At 69.3% G+C, this 25,226-nt stretch carries 27 protein-coding genes; 10 read left to right on the plus strand and 17 right to left on the minus strand.

Annotated elements, in window-relative coordinates:
• Window positions 1-35: 35 nt before the first annotated feature.
• From trpA to C6569_RS03630, 12 genes are all read right to left on the minus strand, one after another.
• On the minus strand, window positions 36-872 hold the full coding sequence (trpA, locus tag C6569_RS03575; RefSeq protein WP_106747552.1) for a tryptophan synthase subunit alpha: 837 nt from the start codon (window positions 870-872) through the stop codon (window positions 36-38).
• Entirely contained in the window at window positions 869-2,086 is a 1,218-nt protein-coding gene (trpB, locus tag C6569_RS03580) for a tryptophan synthase subunit beta (RefSeq protein ID WP_106747553.1), read from the minus strand. The genes trpA and trpB overlap by 4 nt, the downstream gene beginning before the upstream one ends.
• The gene (locus C6569_RS03585) at window positions 2,083-2,748 is read right to left on the minus strand and encodes a phosphoribosylanthranilate isomerase (protein ID WP_106747554.1); all 666 of its coding nucleotides are present in this window, start codon (window positions 2,746-2,748) and stop codon (window positions 2,083-2,085) included. The genes trpB and C6569_RS03585 overlap by 4 nt, the downstream gene beginning before the upstream one ends.
• Before the next feature lie 9 nt (window positions 2,749-2,757).
• Window positions 2,758-3,717, minus strand: a complete 960-nt coding sequence (gene lhpI / locus C6569_RS03590; protein WP_106747555.1) for a bifunctional Delta(1)-pyrroline-2-carboxylate/Delta(1)-piperideine-2-carboxylate reductase — start codon at window positions 3,715-3,717, stop codon at window positions 2,758-2,760.
• 8 nt (window positions 3,718-3,725) lie between these two features.
• Window positions 3,726-4,085 carry a LapA family protein gene (locus C6569_RS03595; protein WP_106747556.1) on the minus strand — a complete coding sequence of 120 codons (360 nt, stop codon included), beginning with the start codon at window positions 4,083-4,085 and terminating at the stop codon, window positions 3,726-3,728.
• Window positions 4,086-4,087: 2 nt separating this feature from the next.
• The gene (locus C6569_RS03600) at window positions 4,088-4,372 is read right to left on the minus strand and encodes an integration host factor subunit beta (RefSeq protein ID WP_106747557.1); all 285 of its coding nucleotides are present in this window, start codon (window positions 4,370-4,372) and stop codon (window positions 4,088-4,090) included.
• Between the two features lie 49 nt (window positions 4,373-4,421).
• The gene (gene sppA / locus C6569_RS03605; protein WP_106747558.1) at window positions 4,422-5,393 is read right to left on the minus strand and encodes a signal peptide peptidase SppA; all 972 of its coding nucleotides are present in this window, start codon (window positions 5,391-5,393) and stop codon (window positions 4,422-4,424) included.
• A gap of 145 nt (window positions 5,394-5,538) precedes the next feature.
• On the minus strand, window positions 5,539-5,766 hold the full coding sequence (locus tag C6569_RS03610; protein WP_146144724.1) for a hypothetical protein: 228 nt from the start codon (window positions 5,764-5,766) through the stop codon (window positions 5,539-5,541).
• A 183-nt stretch (window positions 5,767-5,949) separates the two neighbouring features.
• On the minus strand, window positions 5,950-6,681 hold the full coding sequence (pyrF, locus tag C6569_RS03615) for an orotidine-5'-phosphate decarboxylase (RefSeq protein WP_106747560.1): 732 nt from the start codon (window positions 6,679-6,681) through the stop codon (window positions 5,950-5,952).
• Window positions 6,681-7,256, minus strand: a complete 576-nt coding sequence (locus C6569_RS03620; protein WP_106747561.1) for an NADPH-dependent FMN reductase — start codon at window positions 7,254-7,256, stop codon at window positions 6,681-6,683. Before C6569_RS03620 ends, pyrF begins: the two co-directional genes overlap by 1 nt.
• A 60-nt stretch (window positions 7,257-7,316) precedes the next feature.
• On the minus strand, window positions 7,317-8,387 hold the full coding sequence (locus tag C6569_RS03625) for a lysylphosphatidylglycerol synthase transmembrane domain-containing protein (protein ID WP_106747562.1): 1,071 nt from the start codon (window positions 8,385-8,387) through the stop codon (window positions 7,317-7,319).
• 180 nt (window positions 8,388-8,567) lie between these two features.
• Window positions 8,568-9,212: an MBL fold metallo-hydrolase gene (locus tag C6569_RS03630; protein ID WP_106747563.1), complete on the minus strand. Its 645-nt coding sequence runs from the start codon at window positions 9,210-9,212 to the stop codon at window positions 8,568-8,570.
• Window positions 9,213-9,534: 322 nt separating this feature from the next.
• Here C6569_RS03630 and C6569_RS03635 point away from each other — a divergent pair, with 322 nt between their 5' ends.
• Entirely contained in the window at window positions 9,535-10,047 is a 513-nt protein-coding gene (locus C6569_RS03635; protein WP_215905786.1) for a transglycosylase SLT domain-containing protein, read from the plus strand.
• Between the two features lie 106 nt (window positions 10,048-10,153).
• Here the strand turns inward: C6569_RS03635 and rpsA are convergent, their stop codons facing one another.
• From rpsA to C6569_RS03655, 4 genes are all read right to left on the minus strand, one after another.
• Complete coding sequence (rpsA, locus tag C6569_RS03640) at window positions 10,154-11,860, minus strand: 30S ribosomal protein S1 (protein ID WP_106747565.1); 1,707 nt, start codon at window positions 11,858-11,860, stop codon at window positions 10,154-10,156.
• A gap of 367 nt (window positions 11,861-12,227) precedes the next feature.
• Window positions 12,228-12,536, minus strand: a complete 309-nt coding sequence (locus C6569_RS03645) for a hypothetical protein (protein ID WP_146144725.1) — start codon at window positions 12,534-12,536, stop codon at window positions 12,228-12,230.
• 127 nt (window positions 12,537-12,663) lie between these two features.
• Window positions 12,664-13,038, minus strand: coding sequence for a cell division protein ZapA (locus C6569_RS03650; RefSeq protein ID WP_106747567.1), 375 nt, complete (start codon window positions 13,036-13,038; stop codon window positions 12,664-12,666).
• An 8-nt stretch (window positions 13,039-13,046) separates the two neighbouring features.
• Entirely contained in the window at window positions 13,047-13,289 is a 243-nt protein-coding gene (locus tag C6569_RS03655) for a DUF4164 family protein (protein ID WP_245898221.1), read from the minus strand.
• A gap of 336 nt (window positions 13,290-13,625) precedes the next feature.
• On the opposite strand from C6569_RS03655, the gene tkt reads away from it, so the two are divergent.
• The 5 genes from tkt to fba all read left to right on the plus strand — a co-directional run bounded on the left by tkt (window position 13,626) and on the right by fba (window position 19,934).
• The gene (tkt, locus tag C6569_RS03660) at window positions 13,626-15,623 is read left to right on the plus strand and encodes a transketolase (protein WP_106747569.1); all 1,998 of its coding nucleotides are present in this window, start codon (window positions 13,626-13,628) and stop codon (window positions 15,621-15,623) included.
• Between the two features lie 100 nt (window positions 15,624-15,723).
• Window positions 15,724-16,734, plus strand: a complete 1,011-nt coding sequence (gene gap, locus C6569_RS03665) for a type I glyceraldehyde-3-phosphate dehydrogenase (protein ID WP_106750879.1) — start codon at window positions 15,724-15,726, stop codon at window positions 16,732-16,734.
• A gap of 191 nt (window positions 16,735-16,925) precedes the next feature.
• Window positions 16,926-18,116 (plus strand): phosphoglycerate kinase, encoded by a 1,191-nt coding sequence (locus C6569_RS03670; RefSeq protein ID WP_106750880.1) that lies wholly within the window; start codon window positions 16,926-16,928, stop codon window positions 18,114-18,116.
• Window positions 18,117-18,165: 49 nt separating this feature from the next.
• Window positions 18,166-18,777: an alpha/beta fold hydrolase gene (locus tag C6569_RS03675; protein WP_106747570.1), complete on the plus strand. Its 612-nt coding sequence runs from the start codon at window positions 18,166-18,168 to the stop codon at window positions 18,775-18,777.
• Between the two features lie 89 nt (window positions 18,778-18,866).
• Window positions 18,867-19,934 (plus strand): class II fructose-bisphosphate aldolase, encoded by a 1,068-nt coding sequence (gene fba / locus C6569_RS03680; RefSeq protein WP_106747571.1) that lies wholly within the window; start codon window positions 18,867-18,869, stop codon window positions 19,932-19,934.
• A 104-nt stretch (window positions 19,935-20,038) separates the two neighbouring features.
• On the opposite strand, the gene C6569_RS03685 is transcribed toward fba, so the two are convergent.
• Complete coding sequence (locus C6569_RS03685; RefSeq protein WP_106747572.1) at window positions 20,039-21,964, minus strand: hypothetical protein; 1,926 nt, start codon at window positions 21,962-21,964, stop codon at window positions 20,039-20,041.
• Window positions 21,965-22,153: 189 nt separating this feature from the next.
• Between C6569_RS03685 and C6569_RS03690 the strand changes: the two genes are divergently transcribed.
• The 4 genes from C6569_RS03690 (at window position 22,154) to C6569_RS03705 (ending at window position 25,216) form a co-directional block, all read left to right on the plus strand.
• Window positions 22,154-22,825 (plus strand): thiamine phosphate synthase, encoded by a 672-nt coding sequence (locus C6569_RS03690; protein WP_106747573.1) that lies wholly within the window; start codon window positions 22,154-22,156, stop codon window positions 22,823-22,825.
• Window positions 22,822-23,793, plus strand: a complete 972-nt coding sequence (locus tag C6569_RS03695; RefSeq protein ID WP_106747574.1) for a tetratricopeptide repeat protein — start codon at window positions 22,822-22,824, stop codon at window positions 23,791-23,793. Before C6569_RS03690 ends, C6569_RS03695 begins: the two co-directional genes overlap by 4 nt.
• A gap of 75 nt (window positions 23,794-23,868) precedes the next feature.
• Entirely contained in the window at window positions 23,869-24,666 is a 798-nt protein-coding gene (locus tag C6569_RS03700) for an inositol monophosphatase family protein (RefSeq protein WP_106747575.1), read from the plus strand.
• A 1-nt stretch (window position 24,667) separates the two neighbouring features.
• Entirely contained in the window at window positions 24,668-25,216 is a 549-nt protein-coding gene (locus C6569_RS03705) for a hypothetical protein (RefSeq protein WP_106747576.1), read from the plus strand.
• Window positions 25,217-25,226 lie beyond the last annotated feature (10 nt).

Here is a 25,226-nt window from a genome sequence, read left to right on the forward strand (position 1 = left end):
TTCTGGATCGAGGCTATGGCGGTGAAAGGCGGCGCTTATTCGGCAGCCTTGCGGGCATGGCGCACGCCGGATGCGAGGGAGCCGACGAGGCCGGTGACGGCGCCGACCGTGCCGGCGGTCGCCTTGCCCTCGGCATCGAGAGAACCCTTCAGCGCTTCGACCAACGCCGAGCCGACGACGACCGCGTCAGCGCCGCGCGCCACCGCGCTCGCATGGTCGGCGTTCTTCACGCCGAAGCCCACCGCGACCGGCAGGTCCGTGTGTCGCTTGATGCGGGCCACCGCTTCGGCGGTCTTGCCGAAATCCGGGGTCGCCGCGCCGGTAATGCCGGTGATGGAGACGTAATAGACGAAGCCCGACGTGTTGCCGAGCACCGTCGGCAGGCGCCTGTCGTCGGTGGTCGGGGTGGCGAGCCGAATGAAGTTGAGGCCCGCCTTCAGGGCGGGAATGCAAAGCTCGGAATCCTCTTCCGGCGGCAGGTCGACGACGATCAGTCCGTCGATGCCGGCGGCTTTGGCATCCGCGAGGAAGCGCTCGACGCCGTAGATGTAGATCGGGTTGAAATAGCCCATGAGCACGATCGGCGTCGCGGCGTCGCCCTCGCGGAACCAGGCGATGTCCTCGAGGGTCTTCTTCAGCGTCTGCCCGCCGGCGAGCGAGCGAAGCCCGGCCGCCTGGATGGACGGGCCGTCCGCCATGGGGTCGGTGAAGGGCATGCCGAACTCGATGACGTCGGCGCCCGCGCCCGGCAAGGCCTTGAGGATCGCCCGCGCCGTCTCGCGGTCGGGGTCGCCGGCCATGACGTAGGTGACGAGGCCGGCGCGGCCTTCGCGCGCGAGATCGGCGAAGCGGGTGTCGAGACGGGTGGTCACAGCTTGGTTCCCAGCATTTCGGCGACCTGGGGCACATCCTTGTCGCCGCGGCCGGAGAGGTTGACCACCATCAGGTGGTCCTTCGGCTTGGTCGGCGCGAGTTCGGCGACCTTGGCCATGGCATGGGCGCATTCCAGCGCGGGAATGATGCCCTCGACCTTCGACATGAGCTGGAAGGCCTCCAGCGCCTCGTCGTCGGTGGCGGAGAGATAGGTGACGCGGCCGATGTCGTTGAGCCAGGAATGCTCGGGGCCGATGCCGGGATAGTCGAGGCCCGCGGAGATCGAGTGGCCCTCCTGGATCTGCCCGTCCTCGTCCATGAGGAGATAGGTGCGGTTGCCGTGCAGGACGCCCGGCTTGCCGCCGGAGATCGAGGCGGCGTGCAGCTTGTCGAGGCCGTGGCCGGCCGCCTCCACGCCGTAGATCTCGACGGAGGGGTCGTCAAGGAAGGGATGGAACAGGCCGATGGCGTTCGAGCCGCCGCCGACGCAGGCGATGAGGCTGTCCGGAAGCCGGCCCTCGGCCTCCTGCATCTGCTGGCGCGTCTCTTCGCCGATCACCGACTGGAAATCGCGCACCATCGCCGGATAGGGATGGGGGCCCGCCACCGTGCCGATGCAGTAGAAGGTCGTCTCCACATTGGTGACCCAGTCGCGCAGCGCCTCGTTCATGGCGTCCTTGAGCGTCTTGGCACCGGACTGCACGGGAACGACGGTGGCGCCCAGCATCTTCATGCGGAAGACGTTCGGCGCCTGCCGGGCGACGTCGACCGCGCCCATATAGACGATGCATTCCAGGCCGAAGCGGGCGCAGAGCGTCGCGGTGGCGACGCCGTGCTGGCCGGCGCCGGTCTCGGCGATGATGCGCTTCTTGCCCATGCGGCGGGCGAGCAGGATCTGGCCGAGGACGTTGTTCACCTTGTGCGAGCCGGTGTGGTTCAGCTCCTCGCGCTTCAGGTAGATCTTGGCGCCGCCGAAATGCTCGGTCAGCCGCTCGGCGAAATAGAGCGGCGAAGGGCGGCCGATATAGTGGGTGCGGTGGCTCGCCATCTCCGCCACATAGGCGGGGTCGTTGCGCGCCTCGCGATAGGCGCGTTCCAGCTCCAGGATGTTCGGCATCAGCGTCTCGGCGACGAAGCGGCCGCCATAAATGCCGAAACGGCCGTTCTCGTCCGGTCCCGACCGGAACGAATTGGGCTTCAGCGGAGCGTTCATTCCCGTTCTCCTTCGCCCTGCGCAGAGCGGGCGGCGGCCACGAAGGCCCTGATCCTGTCCGGGTCCTTGCGGCCCGGCGTGCTTTCCACGCCCGAAGATACGTCGACGCCGGACAATCGGGTCAGCCGCACGGCCTCCGCCACATTGCCGGAATGGAGGCCACCGGAAAGCATGACCGGACGGCCGGGGTCAAGGCCGGCCACCAGGCGCCAGTCGAATGTCAGTCCGTTTCCGCCCGGCAGGGCCTCCGTCGTCTTCGGCGGCTTGGCGTCGACCAGCAGCATATCGCTCACCACGGCATAGGCGTCGACGGCGGCGAGGTCGGTTTCACCGGCGACGCCCACCGCCTTCATGACCGGCCGGCCGAAGGCGGAGCGGATGGCGGCGACCCGCTCGGGGCTCTCCCCGCCGTGGAGCTGCAGCACGTCCGGCGCGAGGCCCGAGACGATCGTTTCGAGATCCTCGTCGGTGGCATCCACGGTCAACGCCACGATGCGCGCCCGTCCTGCTGCGCGTTCGGCGAGGGAGCGTGCCGTCGCCAGCGACAGATGGCGCGGGCTGCGCGGGAAGAAGACGAGGCCGATCATGTCGGCGCCGGCCGAGACGGCGGCGTCGATGGCGTCCGGCGTCGTGACGCCGCAGATCTTGACCAGCAGGGACATGGCCCTGTCTTAGACGGGCAGCGACCGCCACACCAGCATGGCGGCGGCGAGATCTTCCAGCGCCGTGCCCACCGACTTGAACAGCGTGATCTCCTCGGCGGAGCCGCGGCCGGGATGGATCCCGCGGGTGAGGTCGAACAGGTCCGCCTTCACGTCTGCCTCGCCGATGAGGCCGCGCCGGATCGGATCGACGATGTCGCCGGCCTCCTTCAGGCCGCCCGTGCGGGTGTCGACGAAGAGGCTGGCGCGCGTCACCGCCGCGTCGTCCGCCTCGCGCATGGCCGGCGTGTAGCCGCCCACCAGGTCGAGATGGGCGCCCGGCTTCAGCCAGTCGCCGGAGACGATGGGGCTCGAGGAGATGGTGGCGCAGGTGACGATGTCCGCCTCCTCCACCGCCGCCTGCAGGTCGCCGGCGACCGCGATGCTGACGCCCGGCACCGTCCGGCCGAGCCCCTCGGCGAGGGCGTTCGCCTTCTCGCGCGAGCGGTTCCACAGGGTGACGTGGCGGATCGGGCGGATCGCCGCATGGGCGCGAATGAGGTGGGGCGCGAGCGCGCCGGCGCCCACCATCACCATGTGCGAGGCGTCGGGGCGCGACAGGTAGCGCGAGGCCAGCGCGCTGGCGCAGGCGGTGCGCCAGACCGTCAGCATGGTGCCGTCGAGGATGGCGAGCGGGGCGCCGGTCTCGCCGTTGCACAGCACGTAGCTGCCGTAGATCGACGGCAGGCCCTTCGCGCCGTTGCCGGGATAGACGGAGACGAGCTTGGTGCCGACGAAGGCGCCGTCGCCCGGCGGCGTCCAGGCCGGCATCAGCAGCAGCATGGCCTCCGGCACGCCCGCCGCCTGCGGGATCGGATGGTGGTGGCGCAGCGGTACCGTGACGTCGGAGCGGAAGGCGTCGGCCAGAGCGTCCACCAGCGCCGGATAGGACAGGGCGGCGGCAATTTCGGCGGAGGAAATGATGCGCATGGAGGATGTCAGGCGGCCGGACGGTTCAAAAAGGCGACGGCGCCGCCCGGGGGCGGCTCGCGGCGGGCGAGATCGGCCCGCAGCCTGTCGGCCTCGGTGCGCGCGGCGGCGAGCTCGTTCTCGGCGGCGCGGCAGCGCTTGCGGTAGCGCCCCTGCTTCCACCAGACGGCGAAGCCGCCGATGGCGACACCCACGATCATCGACAGGATGACCACGGCGAAGAGCGGCACGGAGAAGGCGAGGGCGGCCGTTCCGCGGGCGAAAGGATCGAGCGACAGGGTGACCGGCGCCCGGTTGGCCACGGCCAGCACCACAGCGATGAGAGCCAGGGGAACGAGGAAGAGCCAGTTGACGATGCGCCGGACCATGGTCAGGCGCCCTTGTTCAGACGCTCACGCATCTCCTTGCCGGTCTTGAAGAACGGCACGACCTTGTCCTCGACCTCGACATGCTCTCCGGTGCGCGGGTTGCGGCCGACGCGGGCGCTGCGCGCCTTCACCGAGAAGGCGCCGAAGCCGCGCAACTCGACCCGGTCGCCACGGGCGAGGGCCCCGACGATCTCGTCGAGGATCGCGTTGACGATGTTCTCGACGTCGCGCTGGTAGAGCTGGGGGTTCTGCTCGGCGATCTTCTGCACAAGTTCGGACTTGATCATGGTGCCCGCACCCCCGAGGAGCGCTCCCGGTTCAATTTTGCGAAATCTGTCATGGGGTTGGAGGCTGCCAGAGTGCCAGCAGGCCGTCAAGCGAGGAGCGCTCGATCTGCGTCGCCAGCGCCGAGCTGCGAATGCGCTCGGCCCAGTCGGCGAGGCCCGCGGCCTCCGCCAGGCTGCCCGAGATGCTGCGCAGCCAGGAGAGGTTGGTGTCGCTCGCCGGGCGATGGAGTTGCACCCGCATGGTCGCCGGAACGCCCTTCGTGGCGAGCCAGGCGCGCGCCTCCGGCTCGCCGCCGATCTGGTCGGTCAGGCGCAGGTCGAGGGCCCGGCGGCCGACGAAGACGCGGCCGTCCGCCACGATCCGCAACTGCTCATCGGTCAGGCCGCGGCGCTCCTTCACGATGCGCTGGAACCAGTCGTAGCTGTCGGTGATGATCTCCCTGAGGGCGGCGAGCGCCTCCGGGCTCGTCGGCTCGACCCCGCTCGGCATGGCCTTGAGCGGAGAGGAGCGGACCGCCTCGACGCGCACGCCGATCGTGTCGAGCAGCCTGACGACGTTGGGAAACTGCGCCACCACGCCGATCGAACCGGCGATCGAGGTCTCGCGCGTGACGATATGGTCCGTGCCGATGGCGGCGATGTAGCCGCCGGAGGCGGCCGTGCCCTCCACCACGGCCACCGTCGGCTTGGCGGCGGCGACCGTGCGGATGGCGGTGTAGAGCGCCTCGGATCCGGCCACCGTGCCGCCGGGGGAATCGATGGTCACGATCACCGCCCGCACGTTGCGGTTGCGGCCGAGCGCCTCGATGGTGCGGACGAGGTTGGCGTTCTGGGTGATGACGCCCTTCACCTCGACGCGGGCGACGTGCTGCAGCGGCGCGACCCAGCCGAAGCGCTGCGCGCCCGCCAGACCCGCCACGGCGACGGCGACGATGACGGCGAAGATGCTGAGGGCGCGCCAGAACGTCACCTTGCGGCGCAGGAGGCGGCGGTCCAGCACGGCGTCGGTCTCGAGCGGCATGTCGCGAGGCTCCCTGTGGCAACCGGTCAGCCCTGTGGGCGAGGTTCAGGTAGCCTCGCCCATGCCGGAGCGCAAGCGAGAGATGGCCGGAGAGGAGTGAGCGGAGGGGCGGACGCCGCGGCGATACCGCCGCGGACGCGTCGGTTCAGCGGGCGCGGGAGCGCTCACGGGCCCGGTTTCCCGGTCGCTGGCGGTAGAGCATGAGGGCGCTGACCAGGGCGACACCGACGCCGACTACGATGGCGGTCGGATAGAGCGCGGCCATGGCGACGATGTAGCTCAGCGGCTCGCTGTCGTAGTCGAAATCGATGGCGGGCCGGCTGCGACCGCCGAAGGCGAAGACGCCGTCGAGCCAGGCGGTGCGGAGCTGCACGAAGCTGTATAGGGCAAGAACAACGCCGCCGCCGACGCCGAAAAGCGCCGTGAGGAGAGTCGCAAGAGGTCCGAGACGACGGGTTTCGTCAGGCCGGTTCATTCGACATCGCCTTTCATCTGGGCTCCCGCGAACGGGTACGGGAGGCTCGGTTGAACGCGCACTGCCACGGTATATGTGACGCTAAACGTTAACACGCAATGACCGAAGTGCCCCATCGATGGCATTCACGATTTCGCGTGCGGCGGCGGCCGGATCGGCAGCTGCCGTGATCGGCCGTCCGATCACCAGCCTATCCGCACCGCCGCGGATCGCAGCCTCGGGGGTGACGACCCGCTTCTGGTCGCCGCCGTCGGCCCCGGCAGGGCGGATTCCCGGCGTCACCAGCTCCACCTTCGGCGGGATGCCGATGGCCCTGAGGTTGGCGGTCTCCTGGGCCGAACAGACGATGCCGTCGATGCCGATCGCCGCGGCCTGCTGCGCCTTGGCGGGCACGAGGGTCGCCACCGTGCCGGCATAGCCCGCCTCGGCGCAGTCGATGTCGTTCCACGAGGTCAGGATGGTCACCGCCAGGATCTTCAGGGCCGATCCGCCGCGCCCCTGCACAGCCGCGCGCATGGTCTGCGGATAGGCGTGGACGGTGAGATAGTGCGCGCCCGTGCGCGCGATGGCCTCCACGCCCTCGCGCACCGTGTTGTCGATGTCGTGCAGCTTGAGGTCGAAGAAGATCGTCTTGCCGGACGCGGCGAGTTCGCGCCCGAAGCCGATGCCGTCCGAATAGCCCAGCCTGTAGCCGATCTTGTAGTGCGTCACCGTGTCGCCGAGCACCGAGACCAGCCGCTCGGCCTCGCCGAGGCTCGGCAGGTCGAGCGCGACGAACAGCTTGTCGCGGGGATCGGTGGCGGGGGCGGACATCAGGCGAGGCTCCGGGCTTTGGCGACGAGGGATTCGCAGCAGGCCTTCAGCATGCCGCGGGTGCGTTCGTCCTTCAGGGTGCCGTCCTCGTCGAAGGCCTGATGGGCGCTCGCGACGGCGCAGCTCTCCGGAATGACGAGGGCGCCGCAGCCGATCTCCAGCACCTGCCGCGTCGCCATCTGTGAGCGGAAGCCGCCATAGCCGCCGGGCGAAGCCGAGCCGAGGGCGAAGACGCGGCCCCGGTAGGCGGCGAGCGGCGTCTCGCCCGCCTCCTTGACCCGGCTCACCCAGTCGATGGCGTTCTTGAGCAGCGGCGTGACGCCGGCATTGTATTCCGGCCCGGCGATGAAGATGCCCTGGTGGGCGCAGAACTGCCGCTTCAGCTTCAGCGCCGGTTCGGGAATGCCTTCGGAGGCTTCGAGGTCGCCGTCATAGAGCGGCAAGGGATAATCGGCGAGGGAGATCAGCGACACGTCGGCATCGAGCCGGCCGAGTTCGGAGGCCGCCGCCGCGGCGAGGCGGGTGTTGAAGGACCCCGACCGGATCGAGCCCGAGAAGACGAGGATGCGGACCATGGCGAGCCTCCCGATTGGGTCGCCACGGCTTCTAGCCGCCGCTGTCGGCGGCGTAAACGGCTATTCCGCCGGTCGCGGCTTCACCGCCTTGGCTGCCTCCTGGCTCGCCTCCGCTTGGCGGATCACGGCCATGCTCTCCTTCAGGTGGTCGAGCGACGTATGGCCGCTCGCCAGCTCCCGGATGGCGATGATCAGCAGCGCCAGGACGAAGGGGACGATGAAATAATAGAGGCGGAACAGGATGAAGGCGGCGACCACCGCCTCAGCCGTGAAGCCGAGCGGCGGCAGGGCGACCAGCAGCGTCGCCTCGAAGGCGCCGGCCGCTCCCGGCGCGTGGGTGGCGAATCCCAGCAGCATGGCCGAGCAGAAGATCACCGCCACGGCCACGAAGGGCGCCGGCGGGGCGTTGGGCATGGCCATCAGCAGCACGTAGAGGATCATCGCGGTGCAGGAGAGATCGACGATGCCGATGATCATCTGCAGACCGGTCAGCTTGGCGCTCGGCAGCTTGACGACCCAGGCGCCCGAGCCGAACTGGCGCGGAACCGAGACGAAGATCAGCCAGCCGAGGAGGGCGGCGAGCACCACCACGCCGACGATGCGCACCGTGCCGCCGCCGATGCCGAAGGGCTGGACGACGGGCGTCACCACCCAGGGCTCCAGCACGAAGCCGAGGCCGAGCACCGTGGCGTTTCCGAGCCAGAACGTCAGGCCGGCGATGAAGCAGATCTTCACCACCTGCGGCCCGGTGATCTTGTAGCGGGAATAGACGAGATAGCGCACCACGGCGGCCGTGAAGACGGTCGCGCCGAGATTGTGGGCGATGGAATAGCTGGTGAACGAGCCGACGGCGCAGGCGGGATAGGGGATGTCTTCGCGGCCGATCGTCCGCGTGGCGAAATAGTCGTAGACGGTCAGCGTCGCATAGGCGGCGGCGGCGAAGAAGCCGGCGAGAAGAAGCGTCGCGGGGCCGATCTGGCCGATCGCCTCCCACACCTTCGCCCAGTCGATGACGCGGAGCTTGGTGAAGAGCACGTATCCGGCCGTGGCCAGCATGGCGAGGGCGACCACGAGCAGGATCTTCTTGAAGCCGATCCGGTCGCGCAGAAATTCAACGATGTTCTTGATCAAGAGCGCTCTCGCCACGCGTTCCGGCGCGAAGTCTCCGCGCCCATCATCAGCCACCTAGCAGAGGCCGTGTATCCGGCATATGTCGCCGCACATCGGGAGAAACCCTTAAGGGCCTTCTCGGGCGCGCCGCCAGCCTTTCGATGTAGTGCCGGGCCGCCCGATGTCCAGCGACAGATTGTCCTACTGCAGGAACGGATTGGTCTTCCGCTCCCGCTCCAGCGTCGTCGCCGGTCCGTGGCCGGGCAGCACGGTGAAGTCGTCGCCGAGCGGCAGGATTTTCTCCTTGATGCCGCGGATCAGCAGGTCGTGGTCGCCGCCGGGAAGGTCGGTGCGCCCCACCGAACCCTGGAAGACGGTGTCGCCCACCAGCGCGAATTCCGACGGCGCATGGACGAAGACCACGTGGCCCGGCGCGTGGCCGGGCACGTGCAGAACGTCGAAGGTGAGGCCGCCGACCGTCACGGTGTCGCCTTGCCTCAGCCAGCGCGTCGGCGTCACCGGCCGCACGCCGGGCAGGCCGAAGCGCTGCGCCTGGGCGGTGAGATTGGCGAGCAGCGGCGCGTCGTCCTCGTGCGAGCCCTCGATCGGGATCGACAGCAGCTCGGCGAGTTCGGCGGCGCCGCCGGCATGGTCGATATGGCCGTGGGTCAGCAGGATCTTCTCCGGCGTCACCTTGAGGTCGGCAATGGCGCCCTGGATCCGCGGCAGGTCCCCGCCGGGATCGACGATCGCCGCCTTCATCGTGTCGGCGTCCCAGACGATCGAACAGTTCTGCTCGAACGGCGTCACCGGAACGATCGCAACCTTCAATGTCGCCATGGGCATCTCCTGTCCAGTTCCACCGATTAACGGCGGCGGGCCGGGGCCGCAACCTGTTCCGGCAGGCTGACAGGTTCTGAAATACAAGTTTATTGCGCCGCAGCAATTCGGTGTCTATAAGCGCCCTGCCAACGCTCATCCCACGGTTATGCACGCTTCGCCGTCACGTGTTGACGCATTCGGTGCGGGATGAGGTTCCGATAGTCGTTGCCTGTATCATCAGGGCGGCTGATCTTACTTAGGACAACAAAAAACCATGATTGATACACGCGCGAAAGCGTATCGCATCCCCGTTTGCCATGCAGCCGTTGCTGGCGTGATGTCGCTGATGCTTACATCTCCCGTTCTGGCCAGCGACGGCGACCGCGCGAATGCGAGCTGGGCGACGCTCTACGCGAGCGGCCAGGCGTCCGCCCCGGCCGCGGGCCGTGCCGAAGCTCCGGCCGCCGCGCCGTCGGCCTCTTCCGCAGCCACGGAGATGACGTCGATCCGCCGCCGCATCACAGAGGTCGCCGCCCGTCACGGCGTGCCGGCGGGCCTCGCCCTTGCCGTCGCGCGGGTGGAGAGCAACATGCGCTGCCAGGCGCGTGGCCGGGCAGGCGAGCTCGGTCCGCTGCAGATCAAGCCGGCCACCGCACGTGGCCTCGGCTACACCGGCCCGGCTTCGGCGCTCAACTCCTGCGGCGCCGGCCTCGAATGGGGCATGCGGCACCTGGCGGTCGCCTACAAGCGCTGCGGCTCGGCGGCGGGCGCCGCCGCCCTGCACAACCGGGGCCTCGCCTCCGCCTGCTCCCGCACGGCCTATTCCCACCGCGTCACGCGGCTGATGGCCAGCCTCTGACGCCTCGTCCCTCGTCCCCTGCGCAAACGAAAACGGCCGCCCGGATCGGGCGGCCGTTCTCATGTCGGGGCCTTGAGGCCGGCGGGTGTCCCCGCCGGCGCCGGGCTCACTTCTTGTCGCCGGTGCGCGCCTTGAGGGCGGCGCCCAGAATGTCGCCGAGCGAAGCACCCGAGTCGGCCGAGCCGAACTGGGCCATGGCTTCCTTCTCCTCGGCCACTTCCAGCGCCTTGATCGACACCTGGACCTTGCGGGCCTTGCGGTCGAACATGGTGACGCGGGCGTCGAGCTTCTCGCCGGGGGCGAAACGCTCCGGACGCTGGTCGGCACGGTCGCGGGCCAGCTCGTTGCGCTTCACGAAGGCGGTCAGGTCGGTGCCGACGAGCTTCACGTCGATGCCGCCTTCCTTCACCTCGACGACCTCGCAGGTGACGATCTGACCTTTGCGGATCTCACCGGCGTCGGCGAAGGGATCGCCGCCGACCTGTTTCAGGCCAAGCGAGATGCGCTCCTTCTCCACGTCGACGTCGAGGACCTGGGCGCGGACGATGTCGCCCTTCTTGAACTCCTCGATCACCTGCTCGCCCGGACGGTTCCAGTCGAGGTCGGACAGGTGGACCATGCCGTCCACGTCGCCCTCGAGGCCCAGGAACAGACCGAACTCGGTCTTGTTCTTGACCTCGCCCTCGACGACGGCGCCGATCGGGTACTTCTCGATGAAGGCTTCCCACGGATTCTGCAGGGTCTGCTTGAGACCGAGCGAGATGCGCCGCTTGGACGAGTCGACCTCGAGCACCGAAACCTCGACCTCCTGGGAGGTGGAGACGATCTTGCCCGGATGGACGTTCTTCTTGGTCCAGCTCATCTCGGAGACGTGGATGAGGCCCTCGATGCCCGGCTCCAGCTCCACGAAGGCGCCGTAGTCGGTGATGTTGGTGACGCGGCCCTTGAACTTGGCGTTGATCGGGTACTTGGCCTCGATGCCCTGCCACGGATCGTCCAGGAGCTGCTTCATGCCCAGCGAGATGCGGTGCGTCTCGTGGTTGATCTTGACGATCTTGACCTTCACGGTCTGGCCGATCGTCAGCACCTCGGACGGGTGGTTGACGCGGCGCCAGGCGATGTCGGTGACGTGCAGCAGGCCGTCGATGCCGCCGAGATCCACGAAGGCGCCGTAGTCGGTGATGTTCTTCACCACGCCGTCGATGACCTGACCCTCTTCGAGGTTCTGGACGAGCTCGTGACGCTGTTCGGCGCGGGTCTCCTCGAGAACCGTGCGGCGCGACACCACGATGTTGCCGCGGCGACGGTCCATCTTCAGGATCTGGAACGGCTGCGGCGAGTTCATCAGCGGGCCGACGTCGCGGATCGGACGGATGTCGACCTGGCTGCGCGGCAGGAAGGCCACGGCGCCGTCGAGATCGACGGTGTAGCCACCCTTGACGGTGTTGAAGATCGTGCCGGTGACCTTCTCGTTGGCGTTGAACGCCTTCTCGAGTTTGACCCAGCTTTCCTCGCGGCGCGCCTTGTCGCGCGAGATGACCGCCTCGCCCAGCGCGTTCTCGACGCGCTCGAGATAGACCTCGACCTCGTCGCCGATCTTGATCTCGCCTTCACGGCCGGGGCCGGTGAATTCCTTCAGGGCCACGCGGCCCTCGGTCTTCAGGCCGACGTCGATGATGGCGAGATCCTTCTCGATCCCGACGACGATGCCCTTGACCACCGAGCCTTCGTTCATCTCGGTCTTGCCGAAGCTCTCGGCGAGGAGCGCGGCGAAATCGTCGCGGGAGGGGTTCATGCTGTTGGCGCTTGCCATACGTTGATCGTCCTTGAGGGCCCGTTGATGCGCCGGGGGTGGAAGTGGCCGCCGGCTCCGCATGGGCCGGACGAGGGGCTGAAATCGCGTCCGGACGCGGCCGAAGACGGCTCGCGGGCGCAACCCAGGCGGAAGGCGGCTTGGATGTCCTATTGGGCGGATCGCGACGGAGCCGGCAGCGGACCCCGTCCTGAGGCGGCGGCCCGTCGGGGGCCACGGCGAGGACGCGAGGCGGGCGAGGGCGCCTGACGCCCGGCCCGGGCGGAGGTCATCCGCCACGCGATGCCGGCAGCTCCGACCGGAAGCCGATCTGCCGAATGTGGGGGCAATACAGGAAACGGCACCGCGCGACAAGCGCCGCGGCGTCTCAGCTCCGCTTGCGGTCGAAGGTGAAGCGGTGCGAGCGCTTCAGCTCCAGCACAAGGGCGACGAACTGCTGCGCCGACAGGATCTCCTCCTTCCCCGAGGGATAGGAGACGAAGAATCGCGACTTGTCCGGATACATCAGCACGCGCGCTTCGAGCCTGGGCTCGGCGCCGGTTCCCGGCTCTGGGAGGGCGATGACGTCGCCCCACCGCACCCTGCGCTGTTCGGGGGGAGCTGCGACCAGATCCAGTCCCAGCTCGGGATCCAGATGATCGGGCGCCGGCAGGTCGGAGGGCGGTGGGCGGGTCATGGCCTTGGCCGGATGAAGATGGAGACAGCGACCGGTTTAGACACCCGGCCGGGCCGGCGCAACATGCCGGGCCCCGTGGACCCCCTCGCCAGCGCGCTCCGAAGCCGCCGAATCGACCGGCGCGGTATTAGGAAACCGGCTTGGTCAGCCCCGTGAGCTGCGAGGTCAGCCGCTCGATCGAGGACGCGGCGTCGTCCAGCGTGTGGGCCAGCAGCGCCTCGCGCTGGTCGGCGCGCTCGACGATGACGGCGCGCGCCTCGCGCAGGGCGGCGAGCTCCGTCTCCGCCGCCTTCAGCCGGCGGCGCGTGTCGGCCAATTCGTCGGCCACCATGATCGCCGCCATCACGGTGAGGCGGGTGTCACCGATCTCGCCGAAGGCCCCCTTCAACTGATCGACCTTGCCGTTCACCTCCGCCGCCAGCCTGAGGAGATGGTCCTCCTGGCCGTCGTCGCAGGCCATGCGGAAAGACCGGCCGTTGATCGTCACCGAGACATGCGCCATGGCGGACCCTAGCTCTCGTAGCGGGCGAGAACGCCGCGGATGGCGTCCATGGTCAGGTCGAGCCGGCGCGCCACCTCGCGATTGACCGATTCCAGCCCGGCGACGCGGTCGGCCGAGCGGTCGAGGTCCTCCGCCAGGCGCGAACGATCGGCCTGCAGCGCCTCCACCTGCTTGTGGACGACGGCGTGCTGGCGGTCGTTCTCCAGCTTGCGGGCGACCGCGGTCTCCAGCGCGGCGAGCGCCGTCTTCAAACGGGAGGCCGCCGTTTCGAGGCGTGATGGGCCTGTCGTGGGTCCCAAGCTTGGTCCTGCTTCGTCTGAGAGGGCCTGCCCCTCGCGCCCTGCGGCGCCGGCGAGCCGGCAGGGAACCTACGCGAGCCGGTCGAACAGCGTCAACGCCGCCGTGACCCTCCCGCTTCGCCCCGCCCGAGGGCGCTTCGGCAGGCCGAACCTGCCGATGGGGCCATTGACTCGGGGGCCGTCGCTGGTAGGACACCGGCCCGACGGCCCGGTGCCACGACTCCGGGCGAGTTTCCATCGCATGCGCGCCGTTTTCCGCCGAGGCGGCGCCGCAAGGAGCCGCTCCTGATGTCCACCGCCGCCCTGCCGCGCGCCCAGCACGACAAGCTCGCCAACGCCATCCGCACCCTCGCCATGGATGCGGTGGAGAAGGCCAAGTCCGGCCATCCCGGCATGCCCATGGGCACGGCCGACATCGCCACGGTCCTGTTCTCGCGATTCCTCAAGTTCGACGCGGCGAACCCGACCTGGCCCGACCGTGACCGCTTCGTCCTCTCCGCCGGCCACGGCTCCATGCTCGTCTACGCGCTGCTCTATCTCACGGGCGCGCCGGAGATGACGCTCGACGAGATCAAGAACTTCCGCCAACTCGGCTCGAAGACCCCGGGCCATCCCGAGAACTTCATCACCAAGGGCGTCGAAACCACCACCGGTCCGCTCGGCCAGGGCATCGCCACGGCCGTGGGAATGGCGCTCGCGGAGAAGATGCTCGCCGCCGAGTTCGGCAAGAAGGCGGTCGACCACTACACCTACGTCATCGCCTCCGACGGCGACCTGATGGAGGGCATCAGCCAGGAAGCCATCGCCATGGCGGGGCACTGGAAGCTGAACAAGCTCATCGTGCTCTTCGACGACAACGACATCTCCATCGACGGCCCGCTCTCCATCGCCGACTCCGTCGACCAGGTGAAGCGCTTCCAGGCCGCCGGCTGGCGCGCCGAGCGCGTCGACGGCCATGACCCCGAGGCCATCGCAGCCGCCATCGAGCGGGCGCAGAAGTCGGGCAAGCCCTCGCTCATCGCCTGCAAGACCGTCATCGGCTACGGTGCGCCGAAGAAGGCCGGCACCTCCAAGGCCCACGGCGAGCCGCTCGGCGCGGACGAGCTCAAGGCCGCCAAGGAGAAGCTCGGCATCTCGCCGGAGCCCTTCAGCATCGCTCCCGACGTGCTCGACGCCTGGCGCAAGATCGGTGCCCGCGGCGCCGCGGCGCGCAAGACCTGGGAATCGCTGTTCGGCACCCTGCCGCCGAAGAAGCAGGCCGAGTTCAACCGCCGCCTCGCCCACGAGCGCCCGGCCAAGCTCGCCAAGGCCCTCGCCGCCCACAAGAAGGCGCTCATCGCCAATCCCCAGCACATCGCCACGCGCAAGTCGTCCGAGCTCGCCATCGAGGCCATCGTGCCGGCCATGCCGGAATTCCTCGCCGGCTCGGCCGACCTCACCGGCTCGAACAACACCAAGGCGAAGTCGGCGGTCGCCTTCTCCGCCAAGACCCCCAAGGGCCGCTACATCCACTACGGCATCCGCGAGCACGGCATGGCCGCCGCCATGAACGGCATCGCCCTGCACGGCGGCTTCGCGCCCAACGGCGCCACCTTCCTCGTCTTCACCGACTATTGCCGCCCGGCCATGCGCCTCTCGGCGCTGATGGGCACCGGCGTCGTCTATGTGATGACCCACGATTCCATCGGCCTCGGCGAGGACGGCCCGACCCACCAGCCGGTCGAGCACGTCGCCGCCCTGCGCGCCATGCCGAACATGCGCGTCTTCCGCCCCTGCGACGCCATCGAGGTGGCGGAGTGCTGGGAGCTGGCGCTGAACCGCACCGACGGCCCGACCACTCTGGCGCTCACCCGCCAGAACCTGCCGCAGCTCCGCACCGAGGTGAAGGCGAACCGCTCCGCCGCCGGCGCTTACGAGCTCATGAAGGCCGAGGGCGGCAAGGCGCAGGTGACGCTCTTCGCCACCGGCTCCGAGGTCGAGGTCGCCGTCGGCGCCCGCAAGCTTCTCGCCGACAAGGGAATCGTCGCCCGCGTCGTCTCCGTCCCCTCACTGGACCTCTTCCTCGAACAGTCCGCCGAGATCCGCGAGACCGTGATCGGCGACGCGCCGGTGAAAGTGGCCATCGAGGCCGGCGTGCGCATGGGCTGGGACGCGGTCATCGGCAACGACGGTATCTTCGTCGGCATGACCGGCTTCGGCGCCTCGGCGCCCTACAAGGAACTCTACAAGCATTTCGGCATTACGCCGGAGGCCACCGCCGAGGCCGTTCTGGCGCGGATCGGCTGATTTCGCCTTGGGATTGACGTGATTGGACGCCAGATCGCGGCGTCCGCCCGCTGAACGGGCCGCTCGGGATCAGGCGGACCGCATGAAGGAGAGGAATTCCATGACCACCCGCGTCTTCATCAACGGTTTCGGCCGCATCGGCCGCAACGTCCTGCGCGCCATCGTCGAAGGCAAGCGCAAGGACATCGAGGTGGTCGGCATCAACGACCTCGGGCCGGTCGAGACCAACGCCCACCTGCTGCGCTTCGATTCGGTCCACGGCCGCTTCCCGGCCGAGGTCTCCGTCGACGGCGACACCATCGTCGTCGCTGGCAAGCGCATCAAGGTCACCGCCATCAAGGATCCGGCCGAACTGCCGCACAAGGCGCTGAACGTCGACGTGGCGATGGAGTGCACCGGCATCTTCACCACCCGCGACAAGGCCGCCGCCCACCTCAAGGCCGGCGCCAAGCGCGTCCTCGTCTCCGCCCCCTGCGACGGCGCCGATATGACCGTCGTCTACGGCGTCAACCACGAGCAGCTCACCAAGGAGCACCTCGTCGTCTCCAACGCCTCCTGCACCACCAACTGCCTCGCCCCCGTCGTCGCCGTGCTCCACAAGGCCTGCGGCATCGACAAGGGCTTCATGACCACGATCCACGCCTATACCGGCGACCAGCCGACGCTGGACACGATGCACAAGGACCTCTACCGCGCCCGCGCCGCGGCGCTGTCGATGATCCCGACCTCGACCGGTGCCGCCAAGGCCATCGGCCTCGTCATCCCCGAGCTGAAGGGCCGCCTCGACGGCACCTCCATCCGCGTGCCGACGCCGAACGTCTCCGTGGTGGACTTCAAGTTCATCGCCAAGCGCCGGACCACGGTCGAGAAGATCAACGAGGCGATCCTCAAGGCGGCCAAGCGCGGCCCGCTGAAGGGCATCCTCGGCTTCACCGACCAGCCCAACGTCTCCATCGACATGAACCACGACCCGCATTCGTCCATCTTCGCCCTCGACCAGACCAAGGTCATGGATGAGAAGTTCGTCCGCGTGCTCTCGTGGTACGACAACGAGTGGGGCTTTTCGAACCGCATGAGCGACACGGCGGTGGCGATGGCCAAGCTGATCTGACGACAGGGGCCGCGCCGGGTGCGCGGCCATTTCCGCGCCGGGGCGTTCGACCGGCCCACAAGCGTCATGCCCGGGCTCGTCCCGGGCATCCACACTTCCTGAGGCGTCGTGGTCAAGTCGTGGGTGCCCGGCACGGGGCCGGGCATGACGGTTTGGACCGGGTCGCCGAACCCTCCTGCAGGCCGACCGCCATGACCTCGTTCCGCACCCTCGACGACGCAGATGTGAAGGGCAAACGCGTCCTCGTCCGCGTCGACCTCAACGTTCCCATGGAGGACGGCAAGGTCACCGACCTGACCCGCCTCGAGCGCATCGTTCCGACGCTCACCGACATCGCCGACCGCGGCGGCAAGGTCGTCATCCTCGCCCATTTCGGCCGCCCCAAGGGTGTCGATCCCTCGCAGTCGCTGAAGGCGGTGGTGCCGGCCCTCGCCGACGTGCTGAAGCGTCCCGTCGCCTTCGCCGCCGACTGCATCGGCGAGGTCGCGGCGCAGGCCGTCGACGCCATTCGGCCGGGCGAGATCCTCGTCCTCGAGAACACCCGCTTCCACAAGGGCGAGGAGAAGAACGAGCCGGACTTCGTCAAGGCGCTGGCCGCCAACGGCGACCTCTTCGTCGCCGACGCCTTCTCCGCAGCTCACCGCGCCCATGCCTCCACCGAGGGCCTCGGCCGCGTCATGCCCGCCTATGCCGGCCGCACCATGCAGGCCGAGCTCGACGCCCTCACCCGCGCGCTGGAGAAGCCGGAGCGCCCCGTCGTTGCCGTGGTCGGCGGCGCCAAGGTCTCCACCAAGCTCGACCTCCTCGGCAATCTCTCGAAGAAGGTCGACTTCCTCGTCATCGGCGGCGGCATGGCCAACACCTTCCTCGCCGCCGAGGGCAAGGCGGTGGGCAAGTCGCTCTGCGAGCACGATCTCGTCGACACCGCCCGCGCCATCGTCGCGGAGGCGGCGAAGAACGGCTGCCGCATCGTCCTGCCCGTCGACGTGGTCTGCGCCAAGGAGTTCAAGGCCAATGCGTCGCATCGCGTCTGCGGCATCGACGAGGTCGCGCCCGAGGAGATGATCCTCGACATCGGCCCGAAATCGGTCGAGCACGTCGTCTCGATTCTCGGCAGGGCGAAGACCCTGGTCTGGAACGGCCCCTTCGGCGCCTTCGAGCTGGAGCCCTTCGACAACGGCACGGTTTCCGTGGCCGAAGCGGCCGCCGAACTGACCCGCGCCGGCCACCTCGTCTCGGTGGCGGGCGGAGGCGACACGGTCGCCGCGCTCAACCAGGCGGGCGCCGCCGACCGCTTCACCTATGTCTCGACCGCCGGTGGCGCCTTCCTCGAATGGCTCGAGGGCAAGCCGCTGCCGGGCGTGGACGTGCTCAGGACCTGAGGGGTTTTCCGTCGCCGAGCGGGCAGGGGGCTTGCGGAGGACGAAGGGAATGACGATGCCCGATGGCCGTGCCTGGCTGTTGATCCTGGGCCTGCTGGCCGCCTCGGGTCCCGCCCGAGCCGGCGAGACCCGACCGACGGCGCTGCTGCTCGACGGCCTCTTCATCTACGTGCATCAGGCCTATGTCGGCGTCTCGGCGTTGGCGCCGCTGCTGGAGCGGCTCGGCTACCGGGCTGCCGTCGACACCCATCTGATGACCCGCACCGCCCGCGAGGAGCCCGTCCTGCTCGTCGGCCATTCCATGGGCGGTGCGACGGCGCTCAAGCGCGCCCGCGAGATGGTGGAGGCCGGCAAGCCCGCCCCGGTCGTCATCACCATCGATGCCGCATTCGGCTCGCCGCCCTGTCCGGTGCCCCGCTGCGTCAACTACTACAGCCCCGGCTTCCCGAAGGTGGAGGGCGCGGAGAACATCGACGCCTGGCAGGCCGGCGCCTTCATGGCGAACCATGCCCTGCTGGCGACCCATCCGGCGGTGCAGCGGCTGGTGCTGGAGCGGGCGCGGGCGCTGATCGAGGAGAGGGCGGTCTCGCAGGCCGTCGCTCCCAACGCTCCGCTCAGCGCTCCTGTTCCAACCCCGCGGCCGACGGCTGCCGGCCGCTGATTCTTGCGTGGATACGGCTTTTTTTGGCCGCGAGCTTGCGCTAGAGGGTCGCAAACCTTCGTTCACGAACGTCAGGATGGAAACCGCCCATGGCCCGCATCACCCTCCGCCAGCTTCTCGACCATGCCGCCGAGAACGACTACGGCGTGCCCGCCTTCAACATCAACAACATGGAGCAGGCGCTGGCGATCATGTCGGCGGCCGACGCGGTCGATGCCCCGGTCATCATCCAGGCCTCCCGCGGCGCGCGGTCCTACGCCAACGACATCATGCTCAAGCACATGATGGATGCGGTCACAGAGATCTATCCGCATATCCCGGTCTGCGTGCATCTCGACCACGGCAATGAGCCGGCGACCTGCATGACCGCCATCCAGGCGGGCTTCACCTCGGTCATGATGGACGGGTCGCTGAAGGCCGACGGCAAGACCCCCGGTGACTGGGACTACAACGTCGCCGTGACCAAGACCGTCACCCAGATGGCCCATCTCGGCGGCATCTCGGTGGAGGGTGAGCTCGGCGTGCTGGGTTCGCTCGAGAGCGGCATGGGCGAGGCCGAGGACGGACACGGCGCCGAGGGCAAACTGTCGCACGACCAGCTGCTGACCAATCCCGACGAGGCCGTGAAGTTCGTCAAGGAGACCAAGGTCGACGCCCTCGCCATCGCCATGGGCACCTCGCACGGCGCCTACAAGTTCACGCGCAAGCCGGACGGCAAGGTCCTCGCGATGAACGTCATCGAGGAAATCCACCAGAAGCTGCCGAACACCCACCTCGTCATGCACGGCTCCTCCTCGGTGCCGCAGGAGCTGCAGGACATCATCAACAGGTTCGGCGGGCAGATGAAGCCGACCTGGGGCGTGCCGGTCGAGGAGATCCAGCGCGGCATCAAGCACGGTGTCCGCAAGATCAACATCGACACCGACAACCGCATGGCGATGACCGGCCAGATCCGCAAGGTGCTGACGGAGAACCCCGGCGAGTTCGACCCGCGCAAGTATCTGAAGCCGGCCATGGAGGCGATGACCGCCCTCTGCAAGCAGCGCCTGCAGGAGTTCAACACCGCCGGCCAGGCCTCGAAGATCAAGCGCGTCGTGACGCTCGCCGACATGGCCAAGCGCTACGCCAAGGGCGAGCTCGACCCGAAGGTCGCCTGATCGTCGTCGCAGCGTGAATGCGGAACGGGGAGGCGCGAGCCTCCCCGTTTTCGTTCGGGCTGGTGATGACGCGCGCGGCCCGGCGGGCGGCGCCCGGAAGGTCCCTACTCGTTCGCCTTCACCGCGATGTTGAACATCGGCATGGCGGCGAAGGGGGAGCCGCGCAGCGCCACCGCCAGGGCGGCGAGCGGGATGTCGCCCTTCGGCGTCAGCGTCACCGCGAGCGAGGTCGGGTCGTCGAGGAACTCGCCGAAGGCCTCGACGATCTGCTCGGCCACGGCGCGGTCCTGGATGAACTGGCCGACCATGGCTTGGGCCTGTGTCTTGATCTGCTCCTTGAAGTCGTCCTCGCTCATCCCGGTCTGGCCGGCGAGATGGCTGATGAAGTTCGCCACGCCCCCGTCCTCGGTATAGGTCAGCGTGATGGCCCCCGCCTTGGCGGACAGGCCGAGGACTGCGGCGCTGCCGGGCAGCGCTTCGATCTGCCCCCGGTCGAGGCCGCCGACCGTCATGACGAGGTTGAGTGAACCGACATCGTCCACCTCGACGTTGAAGGTGCGCATGCGCAGTTCTTTGGCGCCCTCCACATAGTCGATCTCCAGCTCGGCGCCGAGGCTGATGCTGTCGGTGAGGCCGAGGGGTGCGAGCTGCGCGCGCTGGCGGGCGTTTGTGATCGGCGCTTCGAAACCGGTGAGCTTGGCGCGCAGGCGCGAGGGCATCAGCCCGACGCGCGGCCCGCTCTCGACCTCGAAGCGGCCGACCTTGGCGAGCTGCTGGCTGGTGCCGCGCTGCTTGACGTCGACCTCCTCCAGCACGATGCGCGCGACATGGGGGTAGGCCTGCGGCGGCATGGTCTGGCCCGGCGCGAAGCGGCCCGCGGCGTAGTCCTTGCCGAGCGCGAGAAGCCCCGAGGCATCGATCCCCTCGACCGAGATCTGACCGATGGTCGTGTCCTGCCCCTCGCGGGAGGCAGCCGAGACGCCGGACATGGCGACCGAGGCCAGCCGGCCCTGCGACAGGCCGGAGAAGACGAAGCGCTCGATGCGGAAGGGCAGGCCCTCCGGCGACTGGCCGCTGATGCCGGCGATCTCGAAGCGCTCCATGTCGAAACGCTCGATGAATTCGGCCGCGAGCCCCGCCTGGCGGCGGCGTGCCGCGTCGTCCTCGGCGGGCCCGAGCGCCTGCATGCTCTCGGTGAGCGCCGCGATGGACTGGGTGCCGGGACGCAGGGAGACCTTGCCCATGGCGATGCGGGCGATGGCGAAGGGCGGGGCGCCCGGCCGCGGCGAGGCGATGCTGATGCCTTCGACCACACCGCTCTCCATCCACACGCCGACCGGGCCGGAGGCGCGGACGGCGGCGGCCATGTCGAGCCCGTTGAGGCGGATGCTGGCGGCCGAGGCGGCCGGTCCCGGCTGCCCGTCGGTGGGGGCGGCCTGGGTGGTGCGCACCACCAGCTCGGCGACCCGGCCGCGCTCGTAGCCGGTGAGCGCGATCTCGCCGTAGCGCACCGTCTGCTGGCGGTTCTGCCGCGCCTGGGTGACGACGAGGTCGCGGCCGGCGATGGCCTGCGCGGAGAAGCCCGTGGCCGTGCCCTCGTTGGCCGGCTGCACCAGTGGCGCCTGCGTGGCGAGGTTGCCGAGGATGGCGGCGAGCGAGCCCTGGGCGCCCTGGAACTCGGCCCGAGCCAGCTTGTAGCCCTGGCCGTCCGCTCCCGTGCCCTCGACGTCCTCGAGCAGCACGCGGGCATTGGACAGCGCGCCGTCCGCGCCCGGGGCCCCGGTGATCGTCGCCCGGCCGATCCTCACGCCGATGGGCACGGCGCCGGTGGAGGAGAAGGTGACGTTGACGAGAACCGCATTGCCGCCCTCGTCCCGCGCCTCGCCGATCGCGGCTCCCCCCATCTGCAGCGACGGCATCGCCCCGACGGCCGCCCGCGACAGGTCGTCGGCGGGACCGGCGAGGGCCTGGCTGCCCATCGCCAAGAGGAGGACGGCCGAGAGGCGGAGGGGAGCGGGGAAGTGCATCATGGATGATCCTGACATGGTGTCGGCGGCGGACGGGCAGGCGAATGCGCCACCGCCTCGGTTGATTTCCCGACGCGATGGTCGCATGGAAGCAAGGCTCGCGCCTCGATATTTCCACACGATGTCGATCCTGCGTCGGTTTGCAACCTGACTTCCGTTTTTTCGCCGCTTTCCCCGCTAGGGTGCCGCTCGATGCGCGACAGCAGAACTCCCGATCCCGTCGACACCCAGCTCGTCCTGGTGACGCCCCTCCTGGACGACCCGGAGGGATTCCTGCCGGTCCTCGCCGGCGCCCTCGCCGCAGGGCCGGTGGCGGCTGTGATCGGCCGGTTCGCCCCTTGCGACGAGCGCACCCTCGTCAACCGCATCAAGGCCCTGGCGCCCGTGGTCCAGAAGGCCGGGGCCGCCTTCATGGCCGAGGCCCCGGTGGAGGCGGTGATGCGCGGCGGCGCCGACGGCATCCACCTCGTCCATACGGCCGAGGCCCTCGCCGAAGCCGTCTCCCGGCTCGCGCCCCAGCGTATGGTCGGCGTCGGTGGCCTGAAGTCGAAGGACGACGCCATGGCGGCCGGCGAGGCAGGAGCCGACTACGTCATGTTCGGCGAGGCGCATGTCTCGCGCTACGCGGAGAAGGACGGTGTGCTGCCGCCGTTCCACGCGGTGGTCGAGCGGGTCGCATGGTGGGCGGAGGTCTTCCAGGTGCCCGTCGTCGGTTTTGCCCCGGACATCGCGGGGGTCGAGGCCCTGGCGCGGGTCCGCGCCGATTTCGTCGCCCTCGGCCAGCCCGTCTGGGACCATCCGGAAGGTCCGGCCGCCGCCGTCGCCGCGGCGCTCGCCCTGATGCGTGCCGGAGCCGCCGCATGAGCCGCCGGGCGCTCGCCGCCTGCCTCGTGGCGGCGCTCGCGGCTGCGCCGGCTTTGGCTCAGACCCGGCCGGCCCGTCCCGCCGCCCCGGCGCCCGCCGCGCCGCCGGCCGCTGCCGCGCCGCGGCCCGAGCCGCCGAGCGCCGATTCCGCCTATGCGGCCTATCAGCGCGGTCATTACCTCACCGCCTTCCGCGAGGCGACGGAGCGTGTCGAGGCCCTCGCCGATCCCGTATCGATGACTCTGCTGGCCGAGCTCCACGCCGCCGGCATCGGCATTCCGCAGAACGAGGAGCGGGCGCTGGGCTGGTACAGGCTCGCCGCCGAGCGCGGCGATCGCAACGCCATCTTCGCTCTGGGCATGCTGCATGTGGACGGCCGCGCCGGCCAGACGCGCGATCCCGCCCTCGCCAAGCCCCATTTCGAGCGCGCCGCCGGTCTCGGCCACATCGCCGCCGCCTACAATCTCGGCCTGCTGGCGCTTGCCGGCCACGGCGGTCCGCGCGATCCCGCCGCCGCGGCGCAATGGTTCCAGAAGGCCGCCGACCTCGGCAGCGCCGACGCGCAATATGCCTATGCCGTGCTGCTCAAGGACGGCAACGGCGTGCCGGCCGACCTGCCGCGCGCCGCCGTCTATATGGGCCGCGCCGCGGCGCAGGACCTCCTGGAGGCGCAGATCGACTTCGCCGTCATGGTCTTCAACGGCCAGGGCCTGCCCAAGGATGAGGCTCGCGCCGCCGCCCTGTTCCGCAAGGCCGCCCTGCGCGGCAATCCGCTCGCCATGAACCGCTACGCCCGCCTCCTCGCCGCCGGCCGCGGCACCGCACCCGACCCGCAGAAGGCGGCGCAGTGGCACATGACCGCCCATATGCTCGGCGCCCCCGACGGCTGGCTGCAGGAATTCGTCAAGGGCATGGATCCCGTCCTGCGCGACGCCGCCGAGCGCGGCGCCCGCGAGTGGCTGCGCTGAGGCCGGTCGCCCACGGCGCTTGACCGTGACGCGCCGCGCGGGCATGACCCCCCGAAAGCCACCCGAAAGTTCGACATGCTCCGTTCCGCCCTTCTCAACGTCATGGTCGGCGCCGCCCTCAAGGCCGGCCGCAGCCTCAAGCGCGACTTCGGCGAGGTCGAGCACCTGCAGGTCTCGATGAAGGGGCCGGCCGACTTCGTCTCGGCCGCCGACCGCAAGGCCGAGCAGATCGTCATGACCGAGCTGATGAAGGCCCGGCCGGGCTACGGTTTCATCGGCGAGGAGGGCGGCAAGGTCGAGGGCACGGACTCCACCCACACCTGGATCGTCGATCCGCTCGACGGCACCACCAATTTCCTCCACGGCATCCCGCATTTCGCCGTGTCCATCGGCCTGGAGCGCAACGGCGTGCCGGTGGCCGGCGTCATCTACAACCCGGCCAACGACGAGCTCTACGTCGCCGAGCGCGGCACGGGCGCCTTCCTCAACGACCGGCGCCTGCGCGTCTCGGCCCGCACCAAGCCCGAAGACAGCGTCGTCGGGGGCGGCATCCCGCACGTCGCCCGCGGCGACCATGTCCAGTTCCGCAACGAGCTGAAGGTCGTCCAGTCGCGCTTCGCCGGCATCCGCCGCATGGGCGCCTGCGCCCTCGACCTCGCCTATGTCGCGGCCGGCCGTTTCGACGGCTTCTGGGAGCGCGGCGTCCATCCCTGGGACATGGCGGCAGGCATCGTGCTGATCCGCGAGGCCGGAGGCTTCGTCACCGACTGCGACGGCCACGACAACATGATGCTCAACGGCACGATCTGCGCCGGTAACGAGCCGATCCAGAAGGCGCTTCTCGCCGCCGTGAAGGAAGGCCAGAGGGGCTGAGATGGGGCAGGCCAAGCGGCGCAAGGAGGCCGGCGACCGCGTCTCCCATTGCCGCACCTGCACCTATTGCTGCTCGCTGCCGCAGATCGAGGCGCTGGCGAAACCCGCCTACCGCCCCTGCATCCACATCGCCGGCGGCGGATGTTCCATTCACGGCCGCCCGGAGCGGCCGGCGGCCTGCTCGGCCTATGCCTGCGCCTATCTCACGGCGCGGCTCGTCAACGCACCCGAGCGCAACCGCATCCCCCATCCGCTCGACTGCGGCGCCTATTTCCACCGCGACCCCGTGGAGAAGGTGATCTTCGTCTTCGTCGATCCGGCGCGCCCCTTCCTGTGGAAGGCCTCTCCGCTGCTCGTCGACTTCATGCGCCTTCAACTCCGCGCCGGCTTCGTGCTCTTCGTCACGGACCGCGGCCGCCAGATGATCATACGCGACGTCGCCACCTTCGCGGAGATCCTCGCGCGCGATTTCGTCGCCCTCGCCGACCGCGAGGGCCGCCCGCTCGACGTGCCGAGCTTCCGCGAGAGCGGCGCATCTCCCCCTGCGTGAGGCCTTCCAT

It is taken from the genome of Phreatobacter cathodiphilus, from assembly GCF_003008515.1.
In the GTDB taxonomy this organism is placed as follows: domain Bacteria; phylum Pseudomonadota; class Alphaproteobacteria; order Rhizobiales; family Phreatobacteraceae; genus Phreatobacter; species Phreatobacter cathodiphilus.

Bases quoted from the DNA above. Each gene is read 5' to 3' on its own strand.
- trpB (WP_106747553.1), bottom strand. From the start codon at position 2,086: ATGAACGCTCCGCTGAAGCCCAATTCGTTCCGGTCGGGACCGGACGAG.
- C6569_RS03585 (WP_106747554.1), bottom strand. From the start codon at position 2,748: ATGTCCCTGCTGGTCAAGATCTGCGGCGTCACGACGCCGGACGCCATC.
- lhpI (WP_106747555.1), bottom strand. From the start codon at position 3,717: ATGCGCATCATTTCCTCCGCCGAAATTGCCGCCGCCCTGTCCTATCCG.
- C6569_RS03595 (WP_106747556.1), bottom strand. From the start codon at position 4,085: ATGGTCCGGCGCATCGTCAACTGGCTCTTCCTCGTTCCCCTGGCTCTC.
- C6569_RS03600 (WP_106747557.1), bottom strand. From the start codon at position 4,372: ATGATCAAGTCCGAACTTGTGCAGAAGATCGCCGAGCAGAACCCCCAG.
- sppA (WP_106747558.1), bottom strand. From the start codon at position 5,393: ATGCCGCTCGAGACCGACGCCGTGCTGGACCGCCGCCTCCTGCGCCGC.
- pyrF (WP_106747560.1), bottom strand. From the start codon at position 6,681: ATGTCCGCCCCCGCCACCGATCCCCGCGACAAGCTGTTCGTCGCGCTC.
- C6569_RS03620 (WP_106747561.1), bottom strand. From the start codon at position 7,256: ATGGTCCGCATCCTCGTCTTCTCGGGCTCGATCCGGTCGGGGTCCTTC.
- C6569_RS03630 (WP_106747563.1), bottom strand. From the start codon at position 9,212: ATGCCCATGGCGACATTGAAGGTTGCGATCGTTCCGGTGACGCCGTTC.
- C6569_RS03635 (WP_215905786.1), top strand. From the start codon at position 9,535: ATGCTTACATCTCCCGTTCTGGCCAGCGACGGCGACCGCGCGAATGCG.
- rpsA (WP_106747565.1), bottom strand. From the start codon at position 11,860: ATGGCAAGCGCCAACAGCATGAACCCCTCCCGCGACGATTTCGCCGCG.
- C6569_RS03645 (WP_146144725.1), bottom strand. From the start codon at position 12,536: ATGACCCGCCCACCGCCCTCCGACCTGCCGGCGCCCGATCATCTGGAT.
- C6569_RS03650 (WP_106747567.1), bottom strand. From the start codon at position 13,038: ATGGCGCATGTCTCGGTGACGATCAACGGCCGGTCTTTCCGCATGGCC.
- tkt (WP_106747569.1), top strand. From the start codon at position 13,626: ATGTCCACCGCCGCCCTGCCGCGCGCCCAGCACGACAAGCTCGCCAAC.
- gap (WP_106750879.1), top strand. From the start codon at position 15,724: ATGACCACCCGCGTCTTCATCAACGGTTTCGGCCGCATCGGCCGCAAC.
- C6569_RS03670 (WP_106750880.1), top strand. From the start codon at position 16,926: ATGACCTCGTTCCGCACCCTCGACGACGCAGATGTGAAGGGCAAACGC.
- C6569_RS03675 (WP_106747570.1), top strand. From the start codon at position 18,166: ATGACGATGCCCGATGGCCGTGCCTGGCTGTTGATCCTGGGCCTGCTG.
- fba (WP_106747571.1), top strand. From the start codon at position 18,867: ATGGCCCGCATCACCCTCCGCCAGCTTCTCGACCATGCCGCCGAGAAC.
- C6569_RS03685 (WP_106747572.1), bottom strand. From the start codon at position 21,964: ATGATGCACTTCCCCGCTCCCCTCCGCCTCTCGGCCGTCCTCCTCTTG.
- C6569_RS03690 (WP_106747573.1), top strand. From the start codon at position 22,154: ATGCGCGACAGCAGAACTCCCGATCCCGTCGACACCCAGCTCGTCCTG.
- C6569_RS03695 (WP_106747574.1), top strand. From the start codon at position 22,822: ATGAGCCGCCGGGCGCTCGCCGCCTGCCTCGTGGCGGCGCTCGCGGCT.
- C6569_RS03700 (WP_106747575.1), top strand. From the start codon at position 23,869: ATGCTCCGTTCCGCCCTTCTCAACGTCATGGTCGGCGCCGCCCTCAAG.
- C6569_RS03705 (WP_106747576.1), top strand. From the start codon at position 24,668: ATGGGGCAGGCCAAGCGGCGCAAGGAGGCCGGCGACCGCGTCTCCCAT.